The 22,608-nt window shown below is 41.0% G+C and carries 23 protein-coding genes and 5 pseudogenes; 22 read left to right on the forward strand and 6 right to left on the reverse strand.

The genetic code is table 11. From position 1 onward, the window contains the following. The first annotated feature begins 636 nt into the window (after positions 1–636). The 12 genes and pseudogenes from JCM10519_RS31730 to JCM10519_RS18585 all read left to right on the forward strand — a co-directional run bounded on the left by JCM10519_RS31730 (position 637) and on the right by JCM10519_RS18585 (position 8,959). Complete coding sequence (locus tag JCM10519_RS31730) at positions 637–1,014, forward strand: DUF134 domain-containing protein (RefSeq protein ID WP_347844716.1); 378 nt, start codon at positions 637–639, stop codon at positions 1,012–1,014. 61 nt (positions 1,015–1,075) lie between these two features. Next, a pseudogene (locus JCM10519_RS18535) lies at positions 1,076–1,658 on the forward strand (ATPase); the annotation flags it as partial. A gap of 83 nt (positions 1,659–1,741) precedes the next feature. Then, positions 1,742–2,587, forward strand: a complete 846-nt coding sequence (locus JCM10519_RS18540) for a P-loop NTPase (RefSeq protein ID WP_054741016.1) — start codon at positions 1,742–1,744, stop codon at positions 2,585–2,587. Then, positions 2,584–2,943, forward strand: a complete 360-nt coding sequence (locus JCM10519_RS18545; RefSeq protein WP_054741019.1) for a NifB/NifX family molybdenum-iron cluster-binding protein — start codon at positions 2,584–2,586, stop codon at positions 2,941–2,943. Before JCM10519_RS18540 ends, JCM10519_RS18545 begins: the two co-directional genes overlap by 4 nt. A gap of 1,063 nt (positions 2,944–4,006) precedes the next feature. Continuing rightward, on the forward strand, positions 4,007–4,270 hold the full coding sequence (locus tag JCM10519_RS18550; RefSeq protein WP_054741021.1) for a motility-associated protein: 264 nt from the start codon (positions 4,007–4,009) through the stop codon (positions 4,268–4,270). Positions 4,271–4,292: 22 nt separating this feature from the next. Beyond that, positions 4,293–4,559: a MotA/TolQ/ExbB proton channel family protein gene (locus JCM10519_RS18555; protein WP_347844750.1), complete on the forward strand. Its 267-nt coding sequence runs from the start codon at positions 4,293–4,295 to the stop codon at positions 4,557–4,559. Next, complete coding sequence (locus tag JCM10519_RS18560) at positions 4,556–4,819, forward strand: hypothetical protein (protein WP_054741025.1); 264 nt, start codon at positions 4,556–4,558, stop codon at positions 4,817–4,819. The genes JCM10519_RS18555 and JCM10519_RS18560 overlap by 4 nt, the downstream gene beginning before the upstream one ends. Positions 4,820–4,829: 10 nt before the next feature. Next, a complete protein-coding gene (locus JCM10519_RS18565) occupies positions 4,830–5,234 on the forward strand; it encodes a flagellar motor protein MotB (RefSeq protein ID WP_054741027.1) in 405 nt (134 codons plus the stop codon). Further along, positions 5,219–5,506 carry an OmpA family protein gene (locus tag JCM10519_RS18570; protein WP_347844751.1) on the forward strand — a complete coding sequence of 96 codons (288 nt, stop codon included), beginning with the start codon at positions 5,219–5,221 and terminating at the stop codon, positions 5,504–5,506. The genes JCM10519_RS18565 and JCM10519_RS18570 overlap by 16 nt, the downstream gene beginning before the upstream one ends. Before the next feature lie 345 nt (positions 5,507–5,851). Continuing rightward, entirely contained in the window at positions 5,852–6,238 is a 387-nt protein-coding gene (locus JCM10519_RS18575; RefSeq protein WP_054741031.1) for a VOC family protein, read from the forward strand. 548 nt (positions 6,239–6,786) lie between these two features. Then, positions 6,787–8,004, forward strand: coding sequence for a hypothetical protein (locus JCM10519_RS18580; RefSeq protein ID WP_054741033.1), 1,218 nt, complete (start codon positions 6,787–6,789; stop codon positions 8,002–8,004). Between the two features lie 43 nt (positions 8,005–8,047). Then, positions 8,048–8,959: a YARHG domain-containing protein gene (locus tag JCM10519_RS18585; RefSeq protein ID WP_054741035.1), complete on the forward strand. Its 912-nt coding sequence runs from the start codon at positions 8,048–8,050 to the stop codon at positions 8,957–8,959. Between the two features lie 358 nt (positions 8,960–9,317). On the opposite strand, the gene JCM10519_RS18590 is transcribed toward JCM10519_RS18585, so the two are convergent. Together JCM10519_RS18590 and JCM10519_RS31735 are read right to left on the reverse strand one after the other, a co-directional pair. Next, on the reverse strand, positions 9,318–10,250 hold the full coding sequence (locus JCM10519_RS18590; RefSeq protein WP_347844717.1) for an amino acid permease: 933 nt from the start codon (positions 10,248–10,250) through the stop codon (positions 9,318–9,320). Further along, positions 10,198–10,494, reverse strand: a pseudogene (locus JCM10519_RS31735) (amino acid permease); the annotation flags it as partial. The gene JCM10519_RS18590 and the pseudogene JCM10519_RS31735, both read right to left, overlap by 53 nt. Positions 10,495–11,074: 580 nt before the next feature. On the opposite strand from JCM10519_RS31735, the gene JCM10519_RS18595 reads away from it, so the two are divergent. From JCM10519_RS18595 to JCM10519_RS18635, 10 genes and pseudogenes are all read left to right on the forward strand, one after another. After that, a complete protein-coding gene (locus tag JCM10519_RS18595) occupies positions 11,075–11,764 on the forward strand; it encodes an ABC transporter permease subunit (RefSeq protein ID WP_347844718.1) in 690 nt (229 codons plus the stop codon). A gap of 9 nt (positions 11,765–11,773) precedes the next feature. Then, a complete protein-coding gene (locus JCM10519_RS18600) occupies positions 11,774–12,688 on the forward strand; it encodes an ABC transporter permease subunit (protein WP_054741037.1) in 915 nt (304 codons plus the stop codon). A gap of 40 nt (positions 12,689–12,728) precedes the next feature. Further along, entirely contained in the window at positions 12,729–14,045 is a 1,317-nt protein-coding gene (locus tag JCM10519_RS18605; protein ID WP_347844719.1) for an extracellular solute-binding protein, read from the forward strand. Between the two features lie 70 nt (positions 14,046–14,115). Next, complete coding sequence (locus JCM10519_RS31740; RefSeq protein WP_347844720.1) at positions 14,116–14,280, forward strand: hypothetical protein; 165 nt, start codon at positions 14,116–14,118, stop codon at positions 14,278–14,280. A 23-nt stretch (positions 14,281–14,303) separates the two neighbouring features. Next, positions 14,304–15,341, forward strand: coding sequence for a glycosyl hydrolase family 18 protein (locus JCM10519_RS18610; protein WP_054741040.1), 1,038 nt, complete (start codon positions 14,304–14,306; stop codon positions 15,339–15,341). Beyond that, positions 15,334–16,621 (forward strand): annotated as a pseudogene (locus tag JCM10519_RS18615) (alpha-L-fucosidase). The gene JCM10519_RS18610 and the pseudogene JCM10519_RS18615 overlap by 8 nt, the downstream one beginning before the upstream one ends. A gap of 100 nt (positions 16,622–16,721) precedes the next feature. Next, positions 16,722–17,327: a LacI family DNA-binding transcriptional regulator gene (locus JCM10519_RS18620; RefSeq protein WP_054741041.1), complete on the forward strand. Its 606-nt coding sequence runs from the start codon at positions 16,722–16,724 to the stop codon at positions 17,325–17,327. After that, positions 17,324–17,638 carry a substrate-binding domain-containing protein gene (locus JCM10519_RS18625; RefSeq protein WP_347844721.1) on the forward strand — a complete coding sequence of 105 codons (315 nt, stop codon included), beginning with the start codon at positions 17,324–17,326 and terminating at the stop codon, positions 17,636–17,638. Before JCM10519_RS18620 ends, JCM10519_RS18625 begins: the two co-directional genes overlap by 4 nt. 457 nt (positions 17,639–18,095) lie before the next feature. Next, complete coding sequence (locus tag JCM10519_RS18630) at positions 18,096–18,812, forward strand: PTS transporter subunit EIIC (RefSeq protein WP_054741045.1); 717 nt, start codon at positions 18,096–18,098, stop codon at positions 18,810–18,812. A gap of 689 nt (positions 18,813–19,501) precedes the next feature. Then, positions 19,502–20,460, forward strand: a pseudogene (locus tag JCM10519_RS18635) (D-2-hydroxyacid dehydrogenase). An 89-nt stretch (positions 20,461–20,549) separates the two neighbouring features. Here JCM10519_RS18635 and JCM10519_RS31745 read toward each other — a convergent pair. The 4 genes and pseudogenes from JCM10519_RS31745 to JCM10519_RS31750 all read right to left on the reverse strand — a co-directional run bounded on the left by JCM10519_RS31745 (position 20,550) and on the right by JCM10519_RS31750 (position 22,466). After that, positions 20,550–20,882 (reverse strand): hypothetical protein, encoded by a 333-nt coding sequence (locus JCM10519_RS31745; protein ID WP_347844722.1) that lies wholly within the window; start codon positions 20,880–20,882, stop codon positions 20,550–20,552. Further along, positions 20,882–21,562, reverse strand: a complete 681-nt coding sequence (locus JCM10519_RS18640; RefSeq protein WP_347844723.1) for an ATP-binding cassette domain-containing protein — start codon at positions 21,560–21,562, stop codon at positions 20,882–20,884. Before JCM10519_RS18640 ends, JCM10519_RS31745 begins: the two co-directional genes overlap by 1 nt. Next, positions 21,559–22,260 (reverse strand): annotated as a pseudogene (locus tag JCM10519_RS18645) (GTP-binding protein). Before JCM10519_RS18645 ends, JCM10519_RS18640 begins: the two are co-directional and overlap by 4 nt. Next, positions 22,257–22,466 (reverse strand): ABC transporter substrate-binding protein, encoded by a 210-nt coding sequence (locus tag JCM10519_RS31750; protein WP_347844724.1) that lies wholly within the window; start codon positions 22,464–22,466, stop codon positions 22,257–22,259. The pseudogene JCM10519_RS18645 and the gene JCM10519_RS31750 overlap by 4 nt, the downstream one beginning before the upstream one ends. Positions 22,467–22,608: the final 142 nt, after the last annotated feature.

Here is a 22,608-nt window from a genome sequence, read left to right on the forward strand (position 1 = left end):
ACATATGTCAGAAATAAAGGGAGGTTTAAATCGTATGCATCTGGATGCTTCATTGAGAGATTTGACAGCCTTATAAATTGGGCAGAAGAGATATGAGAGGCACCTGGAAATTTACTGCAAAGAGCGTAGACAGATGAAAGATGCTAAAAGGAACCAGCTTTTCTAATCCGGGGAATAGGATAATTAATTAATCGGGAGACAGAAATCTTTAATTATGCTCGTTCCTGCACTTTATCAAAACGGTAGCGGGTTATATGATTTAAATACCTCTTTACGATAAGATGTGCCTGAGCAGGACTTCATGTCGGACATAAGTATAGCGGCAATGATATGGAAATCCGCTTTATCGGTTTTCATCTTTCTGAGAGTAAGCATTTTTCGATAAAGATTGGTTTGCAACGGGTTGGATCATCTGATAAAGTTCGTCAAAGCCGTCTCTGCTGTTAGATATAGTGAATGATTTAAGTGACATTTCGCTAACATTTTTACAAAGAGACTGCGGCCGGAGACTTTCTGAAATCATCAAGCAGGAGTGAGGTGAAACTAGTCCATAGTATTTAAAACAATACAGCAATAAGGTCCTTGGAGCGGGACTATAAACACTGCTACTTACAATGCGAGTGAGGTGATAGGATTATGCCAAGGCCAATGAAATGGAGAAAAGTATGCTGCTTACCCGAGAGCAATCGATTCGGACCCCTTGGTTTGCCTGCAGATGCGACGAATTGTGTAAATATGACAGTTGACGAGTATGAAACGATAAGACTTATCGATCTAGAGGGCTTTACACAAGAAGAGTGTGCCAAGAAGATGAATGTCGCTCGCACAACAGTACAAGGTATTTATATCGAAGCGAGAAAAAAGCTGGCTGAATCATTAGTAAACGGAAAGGTATTGTTGATTGAAGGAGGCGAATATCGGCTTTGTGACGGTATGGGAAATGGCTGTGGCCGTGGCTGCCGTAGATATGAGCGAAGCCGGAGGTGCCCAGATAATGAGGATCAAGATGATTGATTATATATGCGGAAAAAGTAATTGACCCCTTTGTGTGTCCTCAAAATGTTCATAGTATGCAGGCTGTGGGGTTTGTGAAGCCATTTGCCCTGCAGGCGCTGTATCTTTAAAGCCGGCTGCAGCCGGAGCGTTTATGTTGTATGCGAATGAAGAAAAAGTTTTTTTCAACAGCAGAACTTAAAATGGGCAGCGGTACTTCTGGCAAGCTGGTCACTGAAGTGAAAAAACAGATGAAGTCGGCATCAGCGAATATCCAACTTGCTATTGTTGATAGTTCTCCTGGTATAGGCTGTCCTGTCATTGCCTCCCTTAACGGAGTGGATATGGTATTAATTGTGGCTGAACCTACCATATCAGGCATGAGTGATATGGAGCGAATTGTAAAAACTGCGGCAAAGTTTGGAACGAAAACAGCAATTTGTGTTAATAAATTTAATACCAATTATGAAAATACAGATAAAATCCAGCCGTTTTGCAAGAAACAAGGCCTGCCCTTTGTCGGTAAGATACCTTTTGATCCGGAAGCAGTCAAAGCCATCAATCGAGGGCAGACCATTGCGGATAGTAATTGTGCATCGGGGATGGCAGTAAAAGATACCTATAATAAGACCATGCAACTGCTGTTTAAAGAAGGCGGTGGCTAAGCGCATGATGATCATGGTGGTGAACTAAGAACGTTTAAAAAAAGAAACTCAAAATATTAATCAAAAATAAAGGAGCTGATATTATGAGCAATAATTGCAACCAAAGCTGCAGCAGCTGTTCGGAAGACTGTGCAGAAAGACAAGAACAAAAAAACAATTTCTCCGAGAAGCCGCACACAATGAGCAGCATCAAAAGGGTGATTGGTGTTGTCAGTGGTAAAGGAGGTGTCGGAAAGTCACTCGTTACTTCCATGCTGGCGGTTACAATGAACAGAATGGGTTTTCATTCCGCCATTCTTGATGCGGACATTACTGGGCCGTCTATTCCTAAAACCTTTGGTATTAAGGAAAAAGCTACGGGCAGCGAATTTGGATTATTTCCCGTCAAAACCAAGACTGGCATTGACATTATGTCTGTCAATTTACTTTTGGAAAACGATACCGATCCGGTTGTCTGGAGAGGACCGATTATTGCCGGTACGGTCAAGCAATTCTGGACTGATGTTATCTGGAGCGATGTGGATTTCATGTTCATCGATATGCCGCCGGGCACCGGTGATGTTCCTCTTACGGTATTTCAATCCATTGCTGTTGATGGGATTATAATAGTCACATCTCCGCAGGAGCTGGTATCGATGATTGTATCGAAAGCGGTCAAAATGGCTGAGATGATGAAGATACCCATCATTGGTCTGGTAGAAAATATGTCATATTTTAAATGTCCTGATAACGGCAAAGATTATAAAATATTTGGTGATAGCCATATTGAGGAAATTGCTGAGAAGCATAACTTAAAGGTTCTTGCAAAATTGCCCATTGATCCGAAAATTTCAGCTGCATGCGATAAGGGTATGATAGAACTTTTTGACGGAAACTGGTTTGATTCAGTTGCAAAAATACTAGAAAAAAATGGAGGAGAAAGAAAATGATTAAAATTGCTGTGGCAAGTGAAAACGAAAAAGTAACCGAGCATTTTGGGCATTGCATCAACTTCAATATCTTTGAAGCTTCAAACAATCAGATTGTTAAGAGTGAGTCTATACCAAATCCAGGGCATAAGCCTGGATTTCTTCCTAACTTTCTAAATGACAGAGGGGTTAATGTAGTTATCTCAGGAGGAATGGGCGGCGGTGCCGTTGATATCTTTAATGAAAAAGGCATAGAGGTGATCGTCGGGGCAAGGGGGAATGCGAAAGCAGCAGCGGAAGTTTATCTGCAAGGTACCCTGAAATCTACAGGTTCTGTTTGTCATGAGCACCAACATCACAATGAATGCGGAGAATAGTTGAGGATTTATATAGGAAGACTGTACTTTATTCTATTACAATAGCAGCCCCTGGTGTCTGCTTTCTAAGAGCAAGGAAAAGGAGCTCCTTGCTCTTAGAAAAGCGTAGAAGTCAAGTCATTGTAAATATTTAGCCTGCAGCCTTGTTAAGAAACGGAACGATCCAGGCAGCTACATGAATAATAATGATAATACTCCAAAAGCAGTAAATGTAATCCATTTCAATAGCAACTCAATTAATCTCAATAATCTGTGCATGCCGCACACAAATTTTCACCAAAGACAAGTATCAGAAGCCGTAATCTATGGTGATATGATAGTTATAAGACCAGCTCTATAACCAGAAAATCTTGAAACTAAATAATAAATATAATCACTCTATAAAAAAAGAGGCAGGACATTTATGCCTTTCCTAATACTTTATCCATGAACAAGCATTCCGCATTCTTCACAATATAACCAGGTTGACTTATTACGAACTTTATTAGGTGTTTTAATCCTTTTAGCGTTGGCATTATTATATCCGCACAGAGGACATACAAATTTTGTTTCGCCATACCAGCCTATTTCTTCCAACGCATTTAACCCATATTCAATAAAAACGAAACATTCATCTTTTTTTAAATTGTTTTTCCATTATAATTGCTCCTTATGTATCTTTTCATAAATAGTATAACATATACAGAATTAAAAAGCAAACATATGTTCTGCTTTGTTCTAAATTACGAGTTAAAACAGCAATTTAACTACTCTGAATAATAAATTTACGGTAAATATGTGATTGGCATTACCGATTACTATACCGCTTAAAATCATAATAGGGAAGATTACACCAGATGACTGGCCCCTTAACATGCAGGAATCAAAACCATGGGAATTACCCTATTCACCCCCATTGTTTTATCTGATCCAAAAATTCTGGAAGTAATATAAAGATAGCATAAAGAAAACATTTGACCTCTTAACTGTCATTAAATCCGATGTTTAATCAACCGATATAGAATTGTCATGCAAAATACATAAGAGGTTTACGCTTCTGAAAATTACTGTTAGGAGGTTTTCAATGTTTAAATTTACAAACTCAACATTGATCGGACTTGTATTTGGTGCATCTCTGATTGTCGGATCTGTATTTGTATCTGGTCATGCAGAACTATTCTGGAATGTGCCCTCGGCATTTATTATTTTCGGTGGAACCATAGGAGCCACTATAATGGCTTTTCCTCCTCAAAGGCTTAAAACCATAGGCACCGTAACTAAAAAGGCATTTTCAAAAGCAGATTTTGACTTAAAAAAAGGATATTGTTTCTTTAGTCAGATGTGCTGAAATATCACGGAGGGATGGGCTTCTGGCTCTTGAAAACCACCTTAATGATTTAACGGATGATGCATTCCTGAAAATGGGAATTCAATATATTGTTGATGGTGCGGATGAAGATCAGTTGAGAAATTTATTGGAAGGTTCAACCTATTTCATGAAACAGCGGCATCAAAAGGGCGCCGCAATGCTGGATATGATAGCGGCTACGGCTCCTGCGCTGGGGGTTCTCGGAACCTATGTAGGCCTTATTCCCATGCTGAATAATCTGGATGATGCAAGTACGCTGGCCCAATGATGGCGCTTGAACTGGTTTCTTCTTTTTACGGAGCTTTTGTCGCTTACGTCATCTTTTCTCCCCTGGCTAAAAGGCTGAAATTTATGAATAAAGAAGAAGAAACAAGGAGAGAACTGCTGATTGAGGGATTGGCAGGCATACAGCAGGGAAAAAATCCAAGGCTTATCAGAGAAGAATTGCAGGCGTTTGCAAATATAACTCTGGATACGGAAGGGGAAAAGGCTGAAAAACCGAAATCTCGTTTTAAATTAGGGAGGTGACTGATTAGTTATGGGCAGATTCCATAGGAACGAAGAGGAATATGAGGAGGAAGAGGCAAGCTGGCAAGACAGCTACAGTGATTTAATGACTGATTTGCTTGCTATTTTCGTAATTTTGTTTGCCTTTGCCATGATGAATCAAGCACTTACGATTCAGGAAAATAAAAGAGAAAAAGAGGCTGTAGCAGTCCAGCAGCAAAACAACTTCGTATCGGATGCAGAAGAGTTTAACAAGCTCTATGAATACATTAAAACATATATAGAGGAAGAGCAGCTGACAGATGAACTAAGTGTTACAAAGCTGGGGAACGACCGGATTCTGTTACGTGTTGCGGCTTCCGTATTTTTGAATCGGGAAGAGCCGAAATCGATGAGGCTGCGGAACCTGTACTTCAGAAAATTACTGAAATATTAGTAACATACCAGGACTCCTTTAAAATGGTCAGGATAGAAGGCCATACGGATAACCGTCCAATCAATACTCGTATCTATGACAGCAACTGGGAGCTTTCAACAAGCCGTGCCGTTAACGTTCTCAGGTGGCTTCTGGATACGTCTGGAATTGAAGCGAAAAAGTTTTCTGCCATAGGCTACAGCGAATATTATCCTGTCGAAGATAACTCTACCAGTGAAGGCAAAAGAAAGAACAGGCGGGTGGATTTTTTTATAGAGGGAACAAACGAATAAACGCAGATTTAAGATACATTTGTAAGCAGTGTCATTAAATTAATAAAGCAATTACCAAGAGGCAGCAAATATACAAGATAATACGAAATAAATGATCTTAAATCATCTTAAATCATTGTATCAAAACGTCCTGGGAAAATCCTGTGCCCTTGGTATACATTCCTGTAAAGTCAGGATCAGCCAACTGGGCAAAGAATATTTTCTGTGACCAGCATTTTCCTGTCTCCCCATAAATCGCTGTTTCGTATAACAATAATGTTGTACTCATAGTTATTTATTAATTATTATTGAGGTTTTAAGTAATAATCTCCTTTGTTACAATAAAGAAAAGCAAAGGAGGTTTATATGGCAATTAAGTTAAAAACAGTAATTTTGGAATGCAACGATATACCGCAGCTGCTGTCTTTTTACACAGGCCTTTTGCATTGGCCAGTGGTATTTGAACTAGATACGTTTGTGGGGATACACTCGGATGAAGAAGAAATGGGAATAGCTTTTCAATATGATGAAAATTACATTCCTCCAACATGGCCATCACAACCGGGGCAACAGCAAATGATGGCGCATTTGGACTTTGCAGTAGCCGATAAGAACGAACTAAAGGAAGCAATTGGAAAAGCAATTAAATTAGGTGCCAAAATTGCAAATGAACAATATGGTGGTGAAGAGTGGGTTACTATGCTCGATCCTGCCGGGCACCCGTTTTGCTTTGTAGTATGGAATCATTCATAATAAAAGCTGATCTCAAGCTAAAAGCAGTATTCTGTAAATTCAGGATACTGTTTTCGCTATATATTTAACAAAACAAAACAAAATAAAATAAAGAATTAACTGGCCCTTTTATCGGCTTATTTTTATGCCTTTAAGGGCAGAATGGAATTAATTCGGGTATCAAGTCTTTTCCTGGGCCGCTGCAGGAGCAAACCAGGGAGAATCAGGAGCGAAGATTATTTTTCAGAAAAGAAGATTGACTTTTGAGGAGATCGAAGCAGTTTTTAAGGCCAACTGCAGCATTAAGCCGGCCAGATTATCTGGGGAACCAGAAGAAACCGCTTGAATAAGATTTAAAAACAGAAGAACAAAAAGGTGATTTGTTAGAAAATATTTATGATTTAGTTTTTCTTTGATTCATTTTTGTGCTATCATTAAATTTATTCTATATATTTTTTGCAGGGGTGGAAGAATGGATAAAAAAGTTGGAGTAAAGTTAAGCAAAGTGCGGTTCTTATATTATGGGTTGGGCATCTTGATGGGTTGCTTTGTACTGTGGATTTCTCTGAGTGAAGGAAAGCAGATGCATTTTTTTAGATATGGAAATTATGCCGTCAGAGCAGAGATTTATAATCAATGTTGGGACAAATGGCGAGGATGCCGATGTTTTTACTGCGGTAAAAGGCGTTCATGTTTCGGTCAGCAATACAGGAAAATTGGAAGAGCAGCAGACGAGGCTGACAGTAGAGGGAAATATCAGGAAAAAGACATCAGATAGCACGCCAATCCATCTTTTGCTGCTTGGCCTTGACAATACAGAAAAGTGGCAATGGAAAGTATTAAATTCTGAGGGGCTGTCTTTGATTCACTGTAGTGACGGTGAGATGGCAAATATTCGGGCGTACCTTTACCCGTATGTTGTTGCCATATTTGGGATACTGGGTGCTTTTCTGCTTTTTAAGAATAATAAAAAAGAGAGAAACCATGCAAAAGAAATACTGTTGGAATTTATGGAAGACCCAGAGAATCAGGCAGCATTTGAAGCCGGGAAACTGTGGTTTCTGATTCATGACAGGAGACGATACTGGAACCGATGCCTGATAGTATTTTTTATCTGTGGATTAGGTCTTTACATTCTTCAGAAATATTTATATAAGTGGGTTTTTCTGAATTCAACAGACCACATAGGAGCTGTTTTAATTTTAACTTTGGTGATTGTAAGTTTAGGCGTTGTTTTAGAAGCTTATTGGGTAATAAAGCATATGGAGGTACTTACAAGAGAGAACCGGCCCCTTACGGCTGCTGCAGCTTTTTTGATGGAGGCAGCATATGGTTCTTATCGGTATCAGTCTTACTATAAGAAGCAAGTACATAATGCTGCCGTTGGACTTGCCAGGGCCGGAAGATATGATCAGGCATTGAAACTGGCAGATGATGGATGGGAAGGCGTTCAGGAAAAGAAGATGATGCAGCTGCTTCACAGTAATATTCGTCAGGCATGCTTCCTGGGTCTGGGAAGGAAAGAAGAGGCCGAAGCAGAATTTGCGTACCAGAAGCAGATTGTAATAAATTATCCCAAATTAAAAAAGATGGGAGAGGCAGCGCTTCTGTTAACTGAAATCAGGAAGGCTTATACGGAACGGAAATTTGGACAAGTAGAAGCCTATGTGAACGTGTATTGTGATCGTTATCCAGATGCATTTCATCGTATCCCGCTTATGCCCATTCAGATGAAAATTCATGTACAGGCAGGTGAAACTGAGAAGGCAAAAAAATATCTGCACTAATCTGCTTTCGTACAGCCCTGAAAATGTAGCAGTCAGGGAGGCAATGAGATATGGAGCCTGTACTTATGTGGAATCTCCGGATTTTCTCAAAGATAAGACCGGGCTTGTGTGCCGGATTATTATAACCGGAGTGCTTGGTATTTTCACAGTGGTGTTTGGAGGCGATATGTTAATGGGGACATATCATTCGGGAGTAAGTGAAACGAGAGTATATGAAGAGACTGAAGCCGAAAAACTCCTATCGCAAACAATGGATACAGAGAAGGCAGAAGATGAGTTAACGGAGACAGAGGTGTCTGAAACAGAGCAGGAGCCGGCTTTTCAGGTTTCTGATTCTCAGGCGCCAGGCTTTGAAATGGATTTGCCGGAAGATTGGAATGGCCTTGTAGTTAGAAATGAGTTTAAGGGAGGGTGCAGCTACCATCAGAAAAAATCCTATGATTTGATGGGCGATGGAGTTTTATTCTATATTCAGGCGTATTCGGACTGCAGCTATGTGAATCTGCCGGATTATGAAGTTTGGGGATATGATGGTCCCTATGTTTACGTAATGTCACGGCCTACTGATGTAACATTTTATATAGAAGACAGTGCAATAGGAGAGGAATACCATAAGATGCAAAGTGAAATCAGTCAAATCCGGGATGCTTTCCGGATTCAGTCTGATACGGCAAAATATGACGGGTATGAATTTGTATTTCCTAACAGCAGCGATAGCCTGTTGCAGGAGCAGGATTTATGGAATCTTTCAGCCGGCCAGCTGCGGATTGCCAAAAACGAGATTTATGCAAGACATGGCAGGCGATTTGCTGATCAGGAATTGCAGAGATATTTTAATCAATGCAGGTGGTATGAAGGAAGGATTGCTCCAGAAGATTTTGAAGAAAATATGCTGAATGAAACAGAGCGGTTCAATATCTCTTTGATTCAGAAACAGCAGCAAAATGTGGAGTAAAAATTTGAAGCGTATATCACATCCAAAAGAATAAAGGGAGATAAAAAGGCAAGTGGTGGCTTTGAATTGAGTATTTTTCAAAGCCACCACTAGTCGAAGAAATTATTTTATTTCTTTTTCATGTCCGGATTATGGATTTCTTCCGAAAATTCCGTCAAAATACGGCGATGTTCCGGTGTTCCAACTGTATATTGTTTCTTTTGGAGCATCTTTTGTTTGCCTGTTACCTTTATAATTGCATAGCAGACCGTAAAAAAAAGCAACAAGTGCGATGCCTGCAAGGAAACCTAAGGTCTGTCCTTTTAAAAATGGCATGCTGAACATGGCTATGATCAGTCCAGCCATGGTAAACAGGGAACTATACGGAAATCCGCACAGACGGCAGTTTCCTTCCGGTTTCCCGTTCTTTTTCCGGAATCGGATATGGGTATACATGAGCACGATATAAGTGAAAAGCAACGCGAATCCCCCGGAGCTGATCAAAAACAGATAGACTTCGGGAAAAAAACAATCCGACATACAGAAACATCATCATGGACAAACCGGAAAATAAGATTCCCCGGTAGGGTACATCAGTTTTGTCCCTTAAAAATGCAGGACCAAGCCGGTCATCCACAAGAGAACGGAGCATTCTTCCGATCCCAAACATCGCAGCTACCATAGTAGACAAAATTGCGCTGATCAATATAACTGTCATGGCAGTTCCGGCCCAGGTCATTTGATAGAGGTTTAAGGCCGTAACCATAGGGCTGACGTTTTCACTTAAGGATTCACTGGGGACCAGCAGCAAAAGAATTGAAATACACAGAATATAAAGTGTCACGAGCCAGAAAACCGTCAGGTGGATGGCACGGGGCACATTTTTTTGCTTGTTTTCTGTTTCACTGGCAGCCAGTCCAATGATTTCAAAACCTGCATAGGTGAATAAAACGATCAGCATGCTTCCTGCCAGGCTTTTTAGGCCGCCGGGGAGAAATGGCTCCGATCGCAATATGCTGATTCCTAAGGGACGGGAGCCTGGTAAGATACCCAAAACGATCAAAGAACCCAAAAGAATAAATCCGATAATAGCTATAATCTTTATAGCTGACAAAATGCTTTCCAGATGGCTTAGCTGTTTTGCCCCCAAAAGGTTTAATAACGTTACCCCGACGATCAGGCAGTACCAGGATCGGGATTGAAACGGACGGAAACCATGTCCGGAACAATATAGAAACTGCGGTAGCCTCACTGGACATGGAGATGACCATTCCGGTCCAATAGACCCAGCCCACCACAAAGCCTGTGCCATTGTTTATATACTGAGACGCAAATGTTCGGAAAGAAGCGGAATCCGGATTGGATACCGTCATTTCCGAAAGTGCAAATAGAATGAAATAAACCATAACAGCGCAAATCAGATAAGATAGAATGATTGCCGGGCCGGCAGCCTTAATGGCAACCGATGAGCCTAAAAAAAAGGAACCGCCGATCACGGTTCCAAGAGCCATCATCGTTAAGCGTCCTGCAGTAAGACCATTCGCTTTATTTTTCATAGGATTCCTCACTTTGCTTTTTGTATTATTATTTCAGATAACAGAAAAGTTATTCGAAACATTGAAAACACAACGCCTTTTTGCCATAAAACAATAAAAATGTGCAAAATGTATAAATAAAGTGGAAATATATCTTGAAAATTATAGAAAAGTAAGAAGCTATACAAGAACTTGTCAACGGAAAACTAACAAAATACCAAAATAAAGCTTGCTATTAGACAAAAAAAATAAGGTAATATAATGAACATAAATTAAGTATATATTAAGTAACAATAGCTAACAAGTAAAGGGAGGGTATTCGTTGAGAGGAGGTATTATGTGAAAAAAAGGACAAAAAAAAGCAGACAAAAGAAAACAGGCCCAGCATGAGTGTGGGGAAGAGATTGAAAAAGAATTGGCAGCTATATATATTTTTGCTGCCTTCATTGGCTGGATTGATTTTATTTTCCTATGTTCCCATGTATGGAATCCAGCTTGCATTTCGGGATTATAATCCTTTAAGAGGAATTATAGGAAGCCCATGGGTGGGCTTTGAAAATTTTACCAGATTTTTTTTAATTCACCACAGTTTCAGAATCTTTTGATCAATACGCTGGCCATCAGCTTTTATTCTTTGATTGTGGGGTTTCCCATTCCCATTATCCTGGCATTGGGATTAAATTATGTGGCGGATTTAAGATTTAAAAAGGCAGTACAATCCATTACATATGCACCGTATTTTATTTCCACCGTAGTTCTGGTCGGTATTTTAAATATCTTTCTTTCCACGGACGGCGGTTTGATCAATCAGCTGGTGAAGCTCTTTGGCCGGGATCCTATATTATTCATGGGTCAGTCAAGGTTCTGGCGTCATATTTATGTCTGGTCCGGCGTCTGGCAGAGCATGGGCTGGAACGCAGTTATTTATATCGCAACACTTGCCGGGGTAAGCGCTGAGATGCATGAAGCTGCGACCATAGACGGTGCAACCAAGTTCCAGAGAGTTTTTTGGATCGACCTGCCTATGATTTTACCTACAATAGTTATTACCTTAATTTTAAGCTGCGGTTCGATAATGGGGATTGGATTTGAAAAAGCTTATCTGATGCAGAATCCTTTGAACCTGGGAGTATCAGAAATTATATCTACTTATATCTATAAGATCGGTCTGGTAAACAGTGAGTATGGTTTTTCTACGGCGGTTGGTCTTTTTAACTCTGTGGTAAATTGCATTGTACTGCTTACGGTAAATCAAGTTGCAAAACGTATGTCAAAAACGTCGTTATGGTAGGGGGCAGAGATGGTAGAAAAAGTATTTGGAAAACAATTTGTAAATCAAAGCCTGGCAAATAAGGTCTTTGATGTTGTGAACCATATCATATTATTTACGCTGATGATGGTTGTGCTGTATCCCCTGTATTTTATCGTAATCGCCTCGTTTAGTTCACCGGTTGCCGTTGCCGGCGGCGAAGTGATTCTGTTTCCGAAAGGTTTTAATATGGACGGATATAAGGAGATTTTTAAATATAAAGACATTTGGACAGGGTATGGCAATTCCATTATTTACACGGCTGTAGGTACATCAATAAACCTGATTTCTACAATCCCTGCCGCATTTGCTTTCTCCAGAAGGGATTTGCCGGGAATCAAACCCCTCATGCTGCTATTTGTCTTTACCATGTTCTTTGGGGGAGGCCTGATTCCTACTTACCTTTTGGTACAGTCCCTTCATATGGATAATACCATATGGGCTCTGGTGCTTCCGGGGGCTGTCGGAGTATATAACCTGATTGTGGCAAGAACCTTCTTTGAACAGAGCATTCCGGAAGAACTGTATGAAGCTTCCGTTGTGGATGGATGTGATTATTTTAGATACTTCTTCCGCATTGTGCTTCCAATTTCCAAGCCCATTATTGCAGTAATGATGCTGATTTATGCAGTGGGACACTGGAATTCCTATTTCAGTGCGTTGATTTACCTGGTGGACAGAAGCAAGTTTCCTCTGCAGGTGATTCTCCGTGAAATATTGATTCAGCAGCAGCAGGTGGCAGGGAACAACGCTATGACTTTAGATGCATTGGAGCAGCAGCGTCATCTGGCAGAGATGATAAAATATGGTGTGATTGTAGTGGCTTCTTTGCCGGCGCTGTGTATGTACCCCTTTGTTCAGAAACATTTTGTCAAAGGAATGATGATAGGGGCTGTAAAAGGATAAGGGATAAATTTGAATGAAGATGATGAAAGGATGGGAAAAAATGAAAAAAAGCAGAATCATTGCCTCCGCTTTACTTGTTGTCATGGCATCTGTTGCAGTGTCAGGGTGTGGGAAGCAGGCAGAGGAAACCGGCGCAACAACGGTAGAAGTGAAGAAAACAGGGTATCCCGTTGTGGATGAACCAGTTTACATCAAAGCAATTGGTTTTGGAAAACCAGGCAACGGAGAGTGGAATGATTATCCCATTTTCCAGGATATTTCCAGGCAGACAAATGTATTCGTAGATTACCAGACCATAAGCGGCGACGGAGCGGATGAAAAGTTGAATCTGGCGCTTGCATCAAAAAAATTACCGGATGCCGTTTTCTCAGGTTTGTCTTCCCAAAAGATTCTTTCTTATGCGGAAAAAGGAATCCTTCGTCCGCTGGAGGACTTGATTGAAGATTATGCACCCAATATTAAGGGTGTGCTGGATGAAAATCCGGAGATCCGGAAAGCAATTACCTTCCCGGATGGCCATATTTATGCAATTCCCTCAATCAATGAAGACCGGAAGCCAGTGCAGTCTACCACGTTAAATATTAACAAGACCTGGCTGGATCAGCTAGGGCTGGAGACTCCAAAGACAACGGATGAATTTGAAGAGGTGCTTCGTGCATTTAAAACCATGGACCTTGACGGAGATGGGAAAAATAACGTGATTCCATTTACCTATGAGCCAAAGACGCCTTATAACATCTGGAATGGCGACGCGGGATTTTCCGGAGCATTTGGTATTACAGACAGTTCTTCCTATTTGATGAGATCGGGAGATGCATTTTTATTTACCCCTGTCCAGGAAGGTTATAAGGAGTATGTCAAGTGGACGGCCAGGCTCTATGAAGAGGGATTAATTGATGTGGAACTATTTACTCAGGACCATAACCAGTACATGTCGAAAATCGGTTCCAGCCGCGTAGGGGCCTACCTTACCAACGGGCCGTTGGAAACAGAGGGGACAGAATATATTGCCATTGAACCATTAAAAGGGCCCAATGGGGATCAGGTCTGGGGCTCTCTTGATTTCAGTATTGATAAGAACAGAGGTGTGATCACTACTTCCAACCAGTATCCGGAAGCCACCATGAGATATATGGACTCCTTCTTTGAGACAGAAAACTCGCTGTACTTAAGATTTGGAAACTCTTTAAAGCCGGTTGGAGATCAGTATGAGCTGATGCCATCCATTCCCGGAAAGAATTCCGAAGCACCGGAATCCTATGTGGCTACAAATTTATGTTCCGAAATTATGGATACATATATTATTGAAACAAAAAGTATAAAAGAGAAAAAAAGAAAGAATAGAGCTTTATTCTAAGTATCTGGCTCTTCCGGTTCCGTTAATTAACTTAACAATAGAAGAATCAAAGCAGATTTCCTCCCTATTTGTGGACATTCAAAAGATTGTAGATGAAAATAAGGCAAGATGGACCACCAATCAGTCTGACATTGACAAGGATTGGGAAGGCTACCTGGAGTCTTTAAATAATGTAGGGCTGGAAAAGTACATGGAAATTTATAATGCAGCCTTAGGACGGTACTTAAGCAATTAATAATCAGTTGTTGGAGAAAATAAATGAAACAGAAAAACCTGGTGATCGGATATATAAAAACTAAAAATCTTTTCCTGTTAAGAGACAGGGACATTTATTGTCTGGATGTTATAAATCTGGCGTTCGCCGCAGTCAAAGATGATGTGGTAACATGGAATCCCATGGGGCAGCTGGACATACTAAAAAGGGCAAAGTCTTTAAAGCCGGATTTGAAAATTGTATTGTCCATAGGGGGCTGGGGAAGTGGTGGTTTTTCCGAAGCAGCTTCCACAAAAGAGGGCAGAGAGGTGTTTGCTGAATCAGCGGTAGCACTTATGAAAGAATATGGCTTAGACGGTCTTGACATTGACTGGGAGTATCCTTGTGTGGGAATTGCAGGGATTGACTGTTCTGCAAATGATAAGGAAAATTTTACCCTGCTTATAAAAAAAGCTGAGGGAGGAACTGGATGCCATTACAGACAGGTTTGTACGTTATCCATTGCGGCAGGCGGAGATTCTTATTATCTCCGCTGTACCCAGATGGATCAGGTTGCAGAGTATCTGGATTATGTGATGCTGATGACCTATGATTTAAGAGGCGGTTTTTCGGTCCAGACAGGACATCATACGAATCTTTATACGAACAATGCAGACTTATCCGCAGCCAGTACGGATTATGCGGTAAGCATATTTGAACAGGCGGGGGTTGTGAAAGAGAAGCTTGTTATCGGCGCCGCCTTTTATTCCAGGATTTGGAAAGGCGTACCTGACAGGAACAGGGGACTTGTGCAGATGGCAGAAACCACCGGAGGGTATGGACCGGATTATGGCGTGCTGGTTACAGACTATATTGATAAAAACGGATACAAAAGGTATTGGGATGAGGAAGCAAAGGCACCTTATTTATTTAACGGCTGTAACTTTATCAGCTACGATGATAAAGAGTCGATCCAATGTAAAATCAATTATATTAAGGACCGGAAACTGGCGGGTATCATGTTCTGGGAGTACAGTCAGGACGGCACTCATACATTGATTCCACTAATAGCTGAAAAATTAAAGGCGGATGAACATGAATAATTGTTGGTTTCATAATGCAAAGCTTGGAATATTTATACACTACGGAATATATGCAGTCAACGGAATTGCGGAATCCTGGTCCTTTTACAATGGGTCCATCAGCTATGAAAACTATATGAAACAGCTGGATGGATTTTATGCGGATAAATTCGATGCGTCAGCCTGGGCAGATTTGATTGAGCGCTCAGGAGCGAAATACGCTGTCCTGACTGCAAAGCATCATGATGGCGTGGCATTGTTTGATACCAGGTTCAGTGATTTAAGCGTGGTAAAAAAGACCCCTGCAAAGCGGGATATTGTAAAAGAATATGCGGAGGAAATGAGAAAGCGGGGCATTCATCTGGGATATATTATTCGCTGATTGACTGGTCCCATAAGGATTACGCCAGCGTATATACAGATGGGAAGATTCCTGATAATCCAAAGGAAATAAACCCCTTTACGTCTCCTGTTGACGGAAAAGAAGACCCGGAAAAATGGCAGCGCTTTTTAGAATTTAATAACAACCAGTTAAAGGAGCTGCTTACCAATTACGGAAAGATGGATTTACTCTGGTTTGACGGAGACTGGGAACGCAGCGCCAGCCAATGGGGACTGCCGGGGTTTAAGGATTATTTAAAATCATTGAATCCGGATCTGATCATCAACTCCAGACTGCAAGGCTATGGGATTATAAGACGCCGGAACAGGGAATCCCCATTACAAGGCCAAAGGGAGACTGGGAATTTTGTACTACGATTAACAGTTCCTGGGGATACCAGCCAAAGGACAATGAATACAAATCTTTAAACCAGATCATTCGTATGTTTTGTGATTGCATTTCCATGGGTGGAAATATGCTGCTTGATATCGGACCACGCCAGGACGGGACCATTGATTCCCGCCAGGAGGCAATTTTAACAGGGCTTGGCTCCTGGATACGGGAGCATGAGGAGGCTGTTTACCATACCAATGAAGGGATTATGACCTGCTATTATCTGGGCGGAAGTACCATATCTTATGACAGGGAAACTTTATATTTGTTTGTGTATGATAATCCAAAGGAATCCATCTGTTTAAAGGGATTGTGCAGCCCCATAAAGAAAATAACTGTTCTGCATTCAGGCAAAGAGCTGCATTATGAAATCCATGGAGGAGTTCCCTGGTTTCAGATTCCGGGAACCACATGGATTAAGATGACAGCAGATGACTGCCACGATCTGGTGACTGTAGTAAAAGTTGAGCTGGAAGGAGAAATTAAGATGTATGGCAGTTTTTGGGAACTGGTGAATTATTCCTGAAAAGCGTAGAATAATCTAGCAATATATATTATAATGAGTGAAATAAAAAAAGTAATAACAGCGCAGAGGTAGAGAAGGTGAAACGAAAAAAAATGTAACAATGCAGGATATTGCAGATTATTTGTCAATCAGTAAAGTAACCGTATCCAAGGCTTTAAATGGAAAGGACGGAGTTGGCAGGGAATTAAAAGAAAAAATCATAGCTGTCAGCAAAGAGTTGAATTATAAACTTCCGGAAAGTTCAAAGGCATGTTCCGGAAATTCAAAAAATATTGCCATTTTTATGAAGGAAAAGTTTGCTTATGGAGAAGCCGGGTTTTATTTAAAGTTTTATCAGAGGATATCCGTGGAATTAAACGAACGGGGTTACCTGGCTCACTTGTTTCCCATTAATTCCAAAGAAGACAGGAAGGGAAAGCTGCTGCCACTGCTGGAAAAGCATGACATAGCCGGAGTTATTTTTCTTGGTGATATTGAAAAGATATTTCTGTCTGAGGTGAAACAGACACAGCTTCCCTGCGTTTTAGCGGATACGTATGATAATGATTTTGATATGGACTGCGTGATTACAGAAAGTATGTACAGCATGTGTGAATTGACAACGTATTTGATGAAGTGCGGCCATAAAAGTATTGGATTTGTGGGGACAATCACTGCCACGAACAGTATCATGGACCGGTATCTTGCTATTGCCGTGCACATTTGAAAGCGGGACTTCCTATTCGCGATGAGTGGATCATTGGAGACCGGAATATGGAGGGCGAAAATGTGGAGTTTATGCTGCCAGAGCATATGCCTACTGCTTTTGTCTGCAACTGTGATGATACAGCCTACCGGTTTGTCCGTATGTTAACGGAGAAGGGGTACCGGGTGCCGGAGGATATTTCCATTGTAAGCTTTGATAATGATATTTATGCGGAGCTTTGTGTTCCTAAGCTTACCACGGCGGAGGTGGATATTAATCAGATGGCATGTAAATCCGTTGAGTTAATTTGTGAAAAAAACAGACCAGGATAATGTCCGCAGAAGAGGGGTTACCTTTGTAAATACGGCGATTATTTATAGAGATTCCGTAAGGAATATGGAAACATAATGAGCAGAAAAAGGAATTTCATTATCCAATAATAGAAAACAAGGGACAGGAATCATAATCTGTGCCTTGTTTTTGTTGTCTGCAGTTTAAAAACAATCTAAAAAAATACCTCAAAATGAGGGCGGGTGGTGAGATGTTTAGTTGATAGAATGAAAGAAATACATTGCCCAATATACACCTTTGTTCCCGGTATGAACGCTTGTCGTGTATAGCTTGTTATACCATGGATTGAGGACAAAGAAGAAAAAGAATAAAATTGAAAATAGGGATTTTAAGAAACCTATATTTTTATAAATTTAATGAGTTTTAAACAATATAAAACAAAAGCTTACAGAGTTAATAATATATTATAATTAATCGAATGTGGAGAAAATATAGAATATGGAAGCGCAAAATAAAGGAAAGGTTCAGAGAACTGATATGCCAAAAAGATTATATTCGCTTTTTCAGTGTTTATATCAGCAACGGTATTTATCTTCCATACGGCTGGCATTTGTATCAATGATTCCAATGATGGTTATAGGAGCATATGCAGTTGCAATTAACAATTTGCCAATTCCAGCATATCGGCAGTTAATGATACAGATATTTGGTGATTCCTGGACATATTTTGGTGTACTTGTTTATAATATAACGGTTCAGCTCTCGGCAATTATATTAGTATTTTCTATTTGTTATTATTTAGCTGAGTGGTATAACATTTTTAAGAAAAAGCAAATACATACCAATATCTGCGGCATGGTAGGAGTGGCCTGCTATCTTGCAATGTCAATTCCGGTTCAAAATGCGGATTCTATTCCCTTTGCAGCAACAGGAATTACTGGTTTAGTGGGAGCTATAATAGTCAGTGTTCTATCCAGTGAACTATTTATTTGCTGGTATGCTAAAATAAAACAATCAAATAAGATTCCCGATGCACTGGTGTCTCAAGCTTTTGACTCATTGATGCCTGCAATTGTTTTGATTTTTGGTTTTGCAGCAATCCGCATGGGATTGTATTTTTGCGGTATCGGCAATAGTCTGAATGACATCATTAATGATGTCTTGCAATTACCATTTCAATATAATAAAGGCTTGTTTCGTACTGCTTTTATATAAAGTATTTCCTCACATTTTATGTGGCTGTTAGGCATTCATGGCAATAATGTATTGGAAACCGTTGTAATAAATGTATTTCCACAAACAGGTTCCTCAATCATATCAAAATCATTCTTTGATGTTTTTGTATATATGGGAGGATGTGGAACAACCTTAGCATTGCTCTTAGCTTTTATATTTATATTTCATACCCATTCATGCCGTAAAAATTGATGGTTCTTTATCTCGCAGTATAGTAAACTATCCGATTAATCTGAATATCATATCAACTATTTATGATTTGTGTCAATTGCTGCATATAAATACAAAAGTGGAATATGTAGAGAATCAGGAACAACTGGATAAATTAATGCAAGTGGGGGACTTTTTGATTCAAGGATATTTATTCTCTCAGCCTATAGAGGGTGATATGATTCCTTCATTTATAAGAGATTTGAAATCACCAATATATGAAAGAAAACATAAGTGAGCAAACATCTCCTGTTAGCGTCAACATTTATGCCAAGGGTTGAGCTGGAACATGAAGGGCTCCTGAGCTTAACGACATTGCCGCTCCTGATACATTGTGGTAGAATAAAATACAATAGATAAAATCATTCTTGCCGGCATAAGACGTGTCATGAACCAGACACAGATTTTGTCAAAAGATTAACAAAAAAATCCAGCAGCAGGACAGGAGAAGGTGCAAAATGAAGATCGTAATATTAGACGGGTATACAGAAAATCCGGGAGATTTATCCTGGAGCGGAATGGAAGAATTGGGAGAGGTTACGGTATATGACAGGACGCCGGCGGAGCTGATCGTGGAGAGGATCGGTGATGCGGAGATAGTCTATACCAACAAGACGCCTGTCAGCAAATCCACATTAGAGGCATGCCCTGCTATAAAATACATTGGTGTGCTGGCAACCGGCTACAATGTTGTGGATGTAGAGGCAGCAAAGGAAAAGGGTATTTTGGTGTCAAGTATCCCTGCATATGGGACAGAAGCTGTTGCCCAGTTTACCATTGCCCTTTTATTGGAGCTGTGTCACCACATTGGAGCACATTCCCAATGTGTTATGGAGGGGGAATGGACCAGAAGTGAAGATTTTTGCTTTTGGAATTACCCTTAACAGAACTGACGGGAAAAACCATGGGAATTATTGGATTTGGAAGAATCGGGCAGGCCACGGCTAAAATTGCCCAGGCTTTTGGTATGAACATTTTAGCCTGTTCCAGAAATAGGAATGTAAGCCTGGAATCGGAAACCTGCCATTATGGGGATCTGGATGAGCTGCTTGCAAATTCAGATGTAATTTCCCTCCATTGTCCCCTTCTTCCTGAGACTCAGGGAATGATCAATAAAGAGACCATAGCCAAAATGAAAGACAATGTTATGATTCTCAACAGCTCCAGAGGTCCCCTTATTGTGGAAGAGGATTTAATGGAAGCATTAAACAGCGGCAAAGTCGGTGGCGCAGCGGTTGACGTTGTATCTGCGGAACCTATGAAGGCAGATAATCCGCTGCTGAAAGCAAAAAACTGTATCATTACCCCTCATATTGCCTGGGCTCCGAAAGAAACGAGACAGAGACTGATGGATATTGCTGTGGATAATCTAAAGTCTTATGTGAAGGGACAGCCAAGGAATGTTGTAAATCAATGATCGGATCTGAAAAGAACGCGATGTACCATGCAGATGGTTTATTGCAGCGTTGGAATAAAAACAGGATTCTTTTAATCTGTTAAATAAGATTATATTTCCATATCCAGGGTTTTTCCTGACAGGGTACTTCCCTTACGCAGCTCCTGACGTGCAGTTTGTATCAGGGAATCCATTTTTTCAAGCTCCACTAACAAAAGCTTTTCTTCCTCATTGGTATCTAAAACTTTGCTGATTCCGCCGTTTTTAATGATGATCCGCTTGTCTGCCATAAGCGCCAGAAGAGGGTCGTGAGTTGCCATTAACACGATCTTATCCGAGGAGATCAACAGCTCAAGCGCTTTTTTGCGGTCGATCCCGGCATTTTCGATTTCATCGATGAGAACAATGGGAGAAGAGCTTAAAATAGCGGTATCTGCGATCATCAGGCTCTGGACTGCCCTCCGCTTAAGCTGGTGACAGGAGTGGTTAAGTCGAATTTTTCTCCTGCCAGATGATTGGCAGCCAGGATGATCTGTTCAATTACAGTCTGGGGGTTCTCCACCAGACGGCTTACGGCGTGCATCCTTAAAAATTCCTCTACCGTAAGGTCCATGACAAAATTCATGTTCTGGGACAGCTGTGCTACCAGCCGGTTGTTGGAGGAAAAACGCCATTTATTATCCGGCTTCTTTCCATTGATCAAGATGCTGCGGCCTGTAGGCGTATCCCCTTGTGCTGCCCATTCGATATCCGCCAAAAGGCGGCTTTTGCCGGACCCCGTAGGTCCTACGATAGAAATGATCTGAGAGGTTTCCACCGTAAGCTCTGAAAAGCCTTCCGGATTGCCGGATTTGTCATATCCTGCCAGGATTGTCATGGAAAGGACCCGGCTGCTCTTTTCAAGCCCCAGAAATGCACTCATCTGTTCTAAGTAGACCGGAAGATCGGACAGGAGCTTTTCCCTGTCAATGGCCTGATCCTCTAATTCCTCCTCTGTAAAATGATCTAAAAACTCCCGAAAGGTCCTATCCCCGTACCCGGCAATATCCAGCTTATTCTGTTCAAAATATGCGCTTACAAAGGGATACTCCTTAAGAAGCTGGTCTAAGCTTAATTCCATCATGTCTTATCTGCCCCCAAATTAATTTTTTTAACGTTTCCCATCTGAAATGCCTCTCCGATCCTTGTTTCTCCAAGACAATAGGAGCAAAGGGCGGAAGGCATGGGAAAGCGAAGTTGCATGCCCTGGACGGACTCGATGTTCTGGTTTTCATCATAGAGAAGGCTTCCCAGCTCGTAGGCACCTGCCCGGTCAGGCCATTTACATGCATGGTGACGGCTCGGGGATTTACGGAGCTTACACAGGAAGCGAAAACCTCACGCTCCGCCTGGGAGACAATATCCCCTTTTGTAATCACCACAAAATCAGCAGATTTTAACATGGGACCGATTTTTTTCGGGGTATTGATGCCGGAAAGATTGTCAATGACACAGACTCCCTTGATTTCTTTTAAATAGGGAGAACAGCGGTTGCAAAGACCGGCGGATTCGGTGATGAGCAAGTCCAGTTTTTCCTCATTGCCCCAATTTACCACCTCTTCAATATTGGAAGCAAAGAAATGGTCGGGACATAAGGCACCGGAAAGTCCCTTTTTTTACCGGTATACCGGCTTTTTCATAAGCAGCATCGTCATCGGTATAAAGACAGTCAAATTTGACAACGCCCACCTTTATATTCCTGTTCTGAAAAGAAGCAATGGTTTTTAAGATCACAGACGTCTTCCCGGAGGAAGGGGGGCCTGATACAATAATCAGATTCATAAAGCCTCCTTTTCTGCTGCCTGATAAAACAGCTGTTCTGTAGTTTTGATCAGCTCTCCAATATCATGGCTGTGAATATAATCCCAGCCAAGCCACATGAATTTCTGATCCGGTTTTAAGTGGTTGTTTACCAGCGGATTGGTAGAAGGAAATTTTCCGTTAGAGGAGAGGATTTCACCTATTTCTTTGGAATACAGGAAGTCCACAAATGGCTTGACCTTTTCCCTGTTCTTTGATCTTGCTAAAAGGAAAATCGGCTAATGATCGCGCCATCCTTTGGCCATACGGGACGGAGAGGACTTTTCTCATCTGCCATGCTGGCAAAAAAGTAAGGGGAAATCGTAACGG

Source organism: Clostridium sp. NkU-1 (assembly GCA_001312405.1).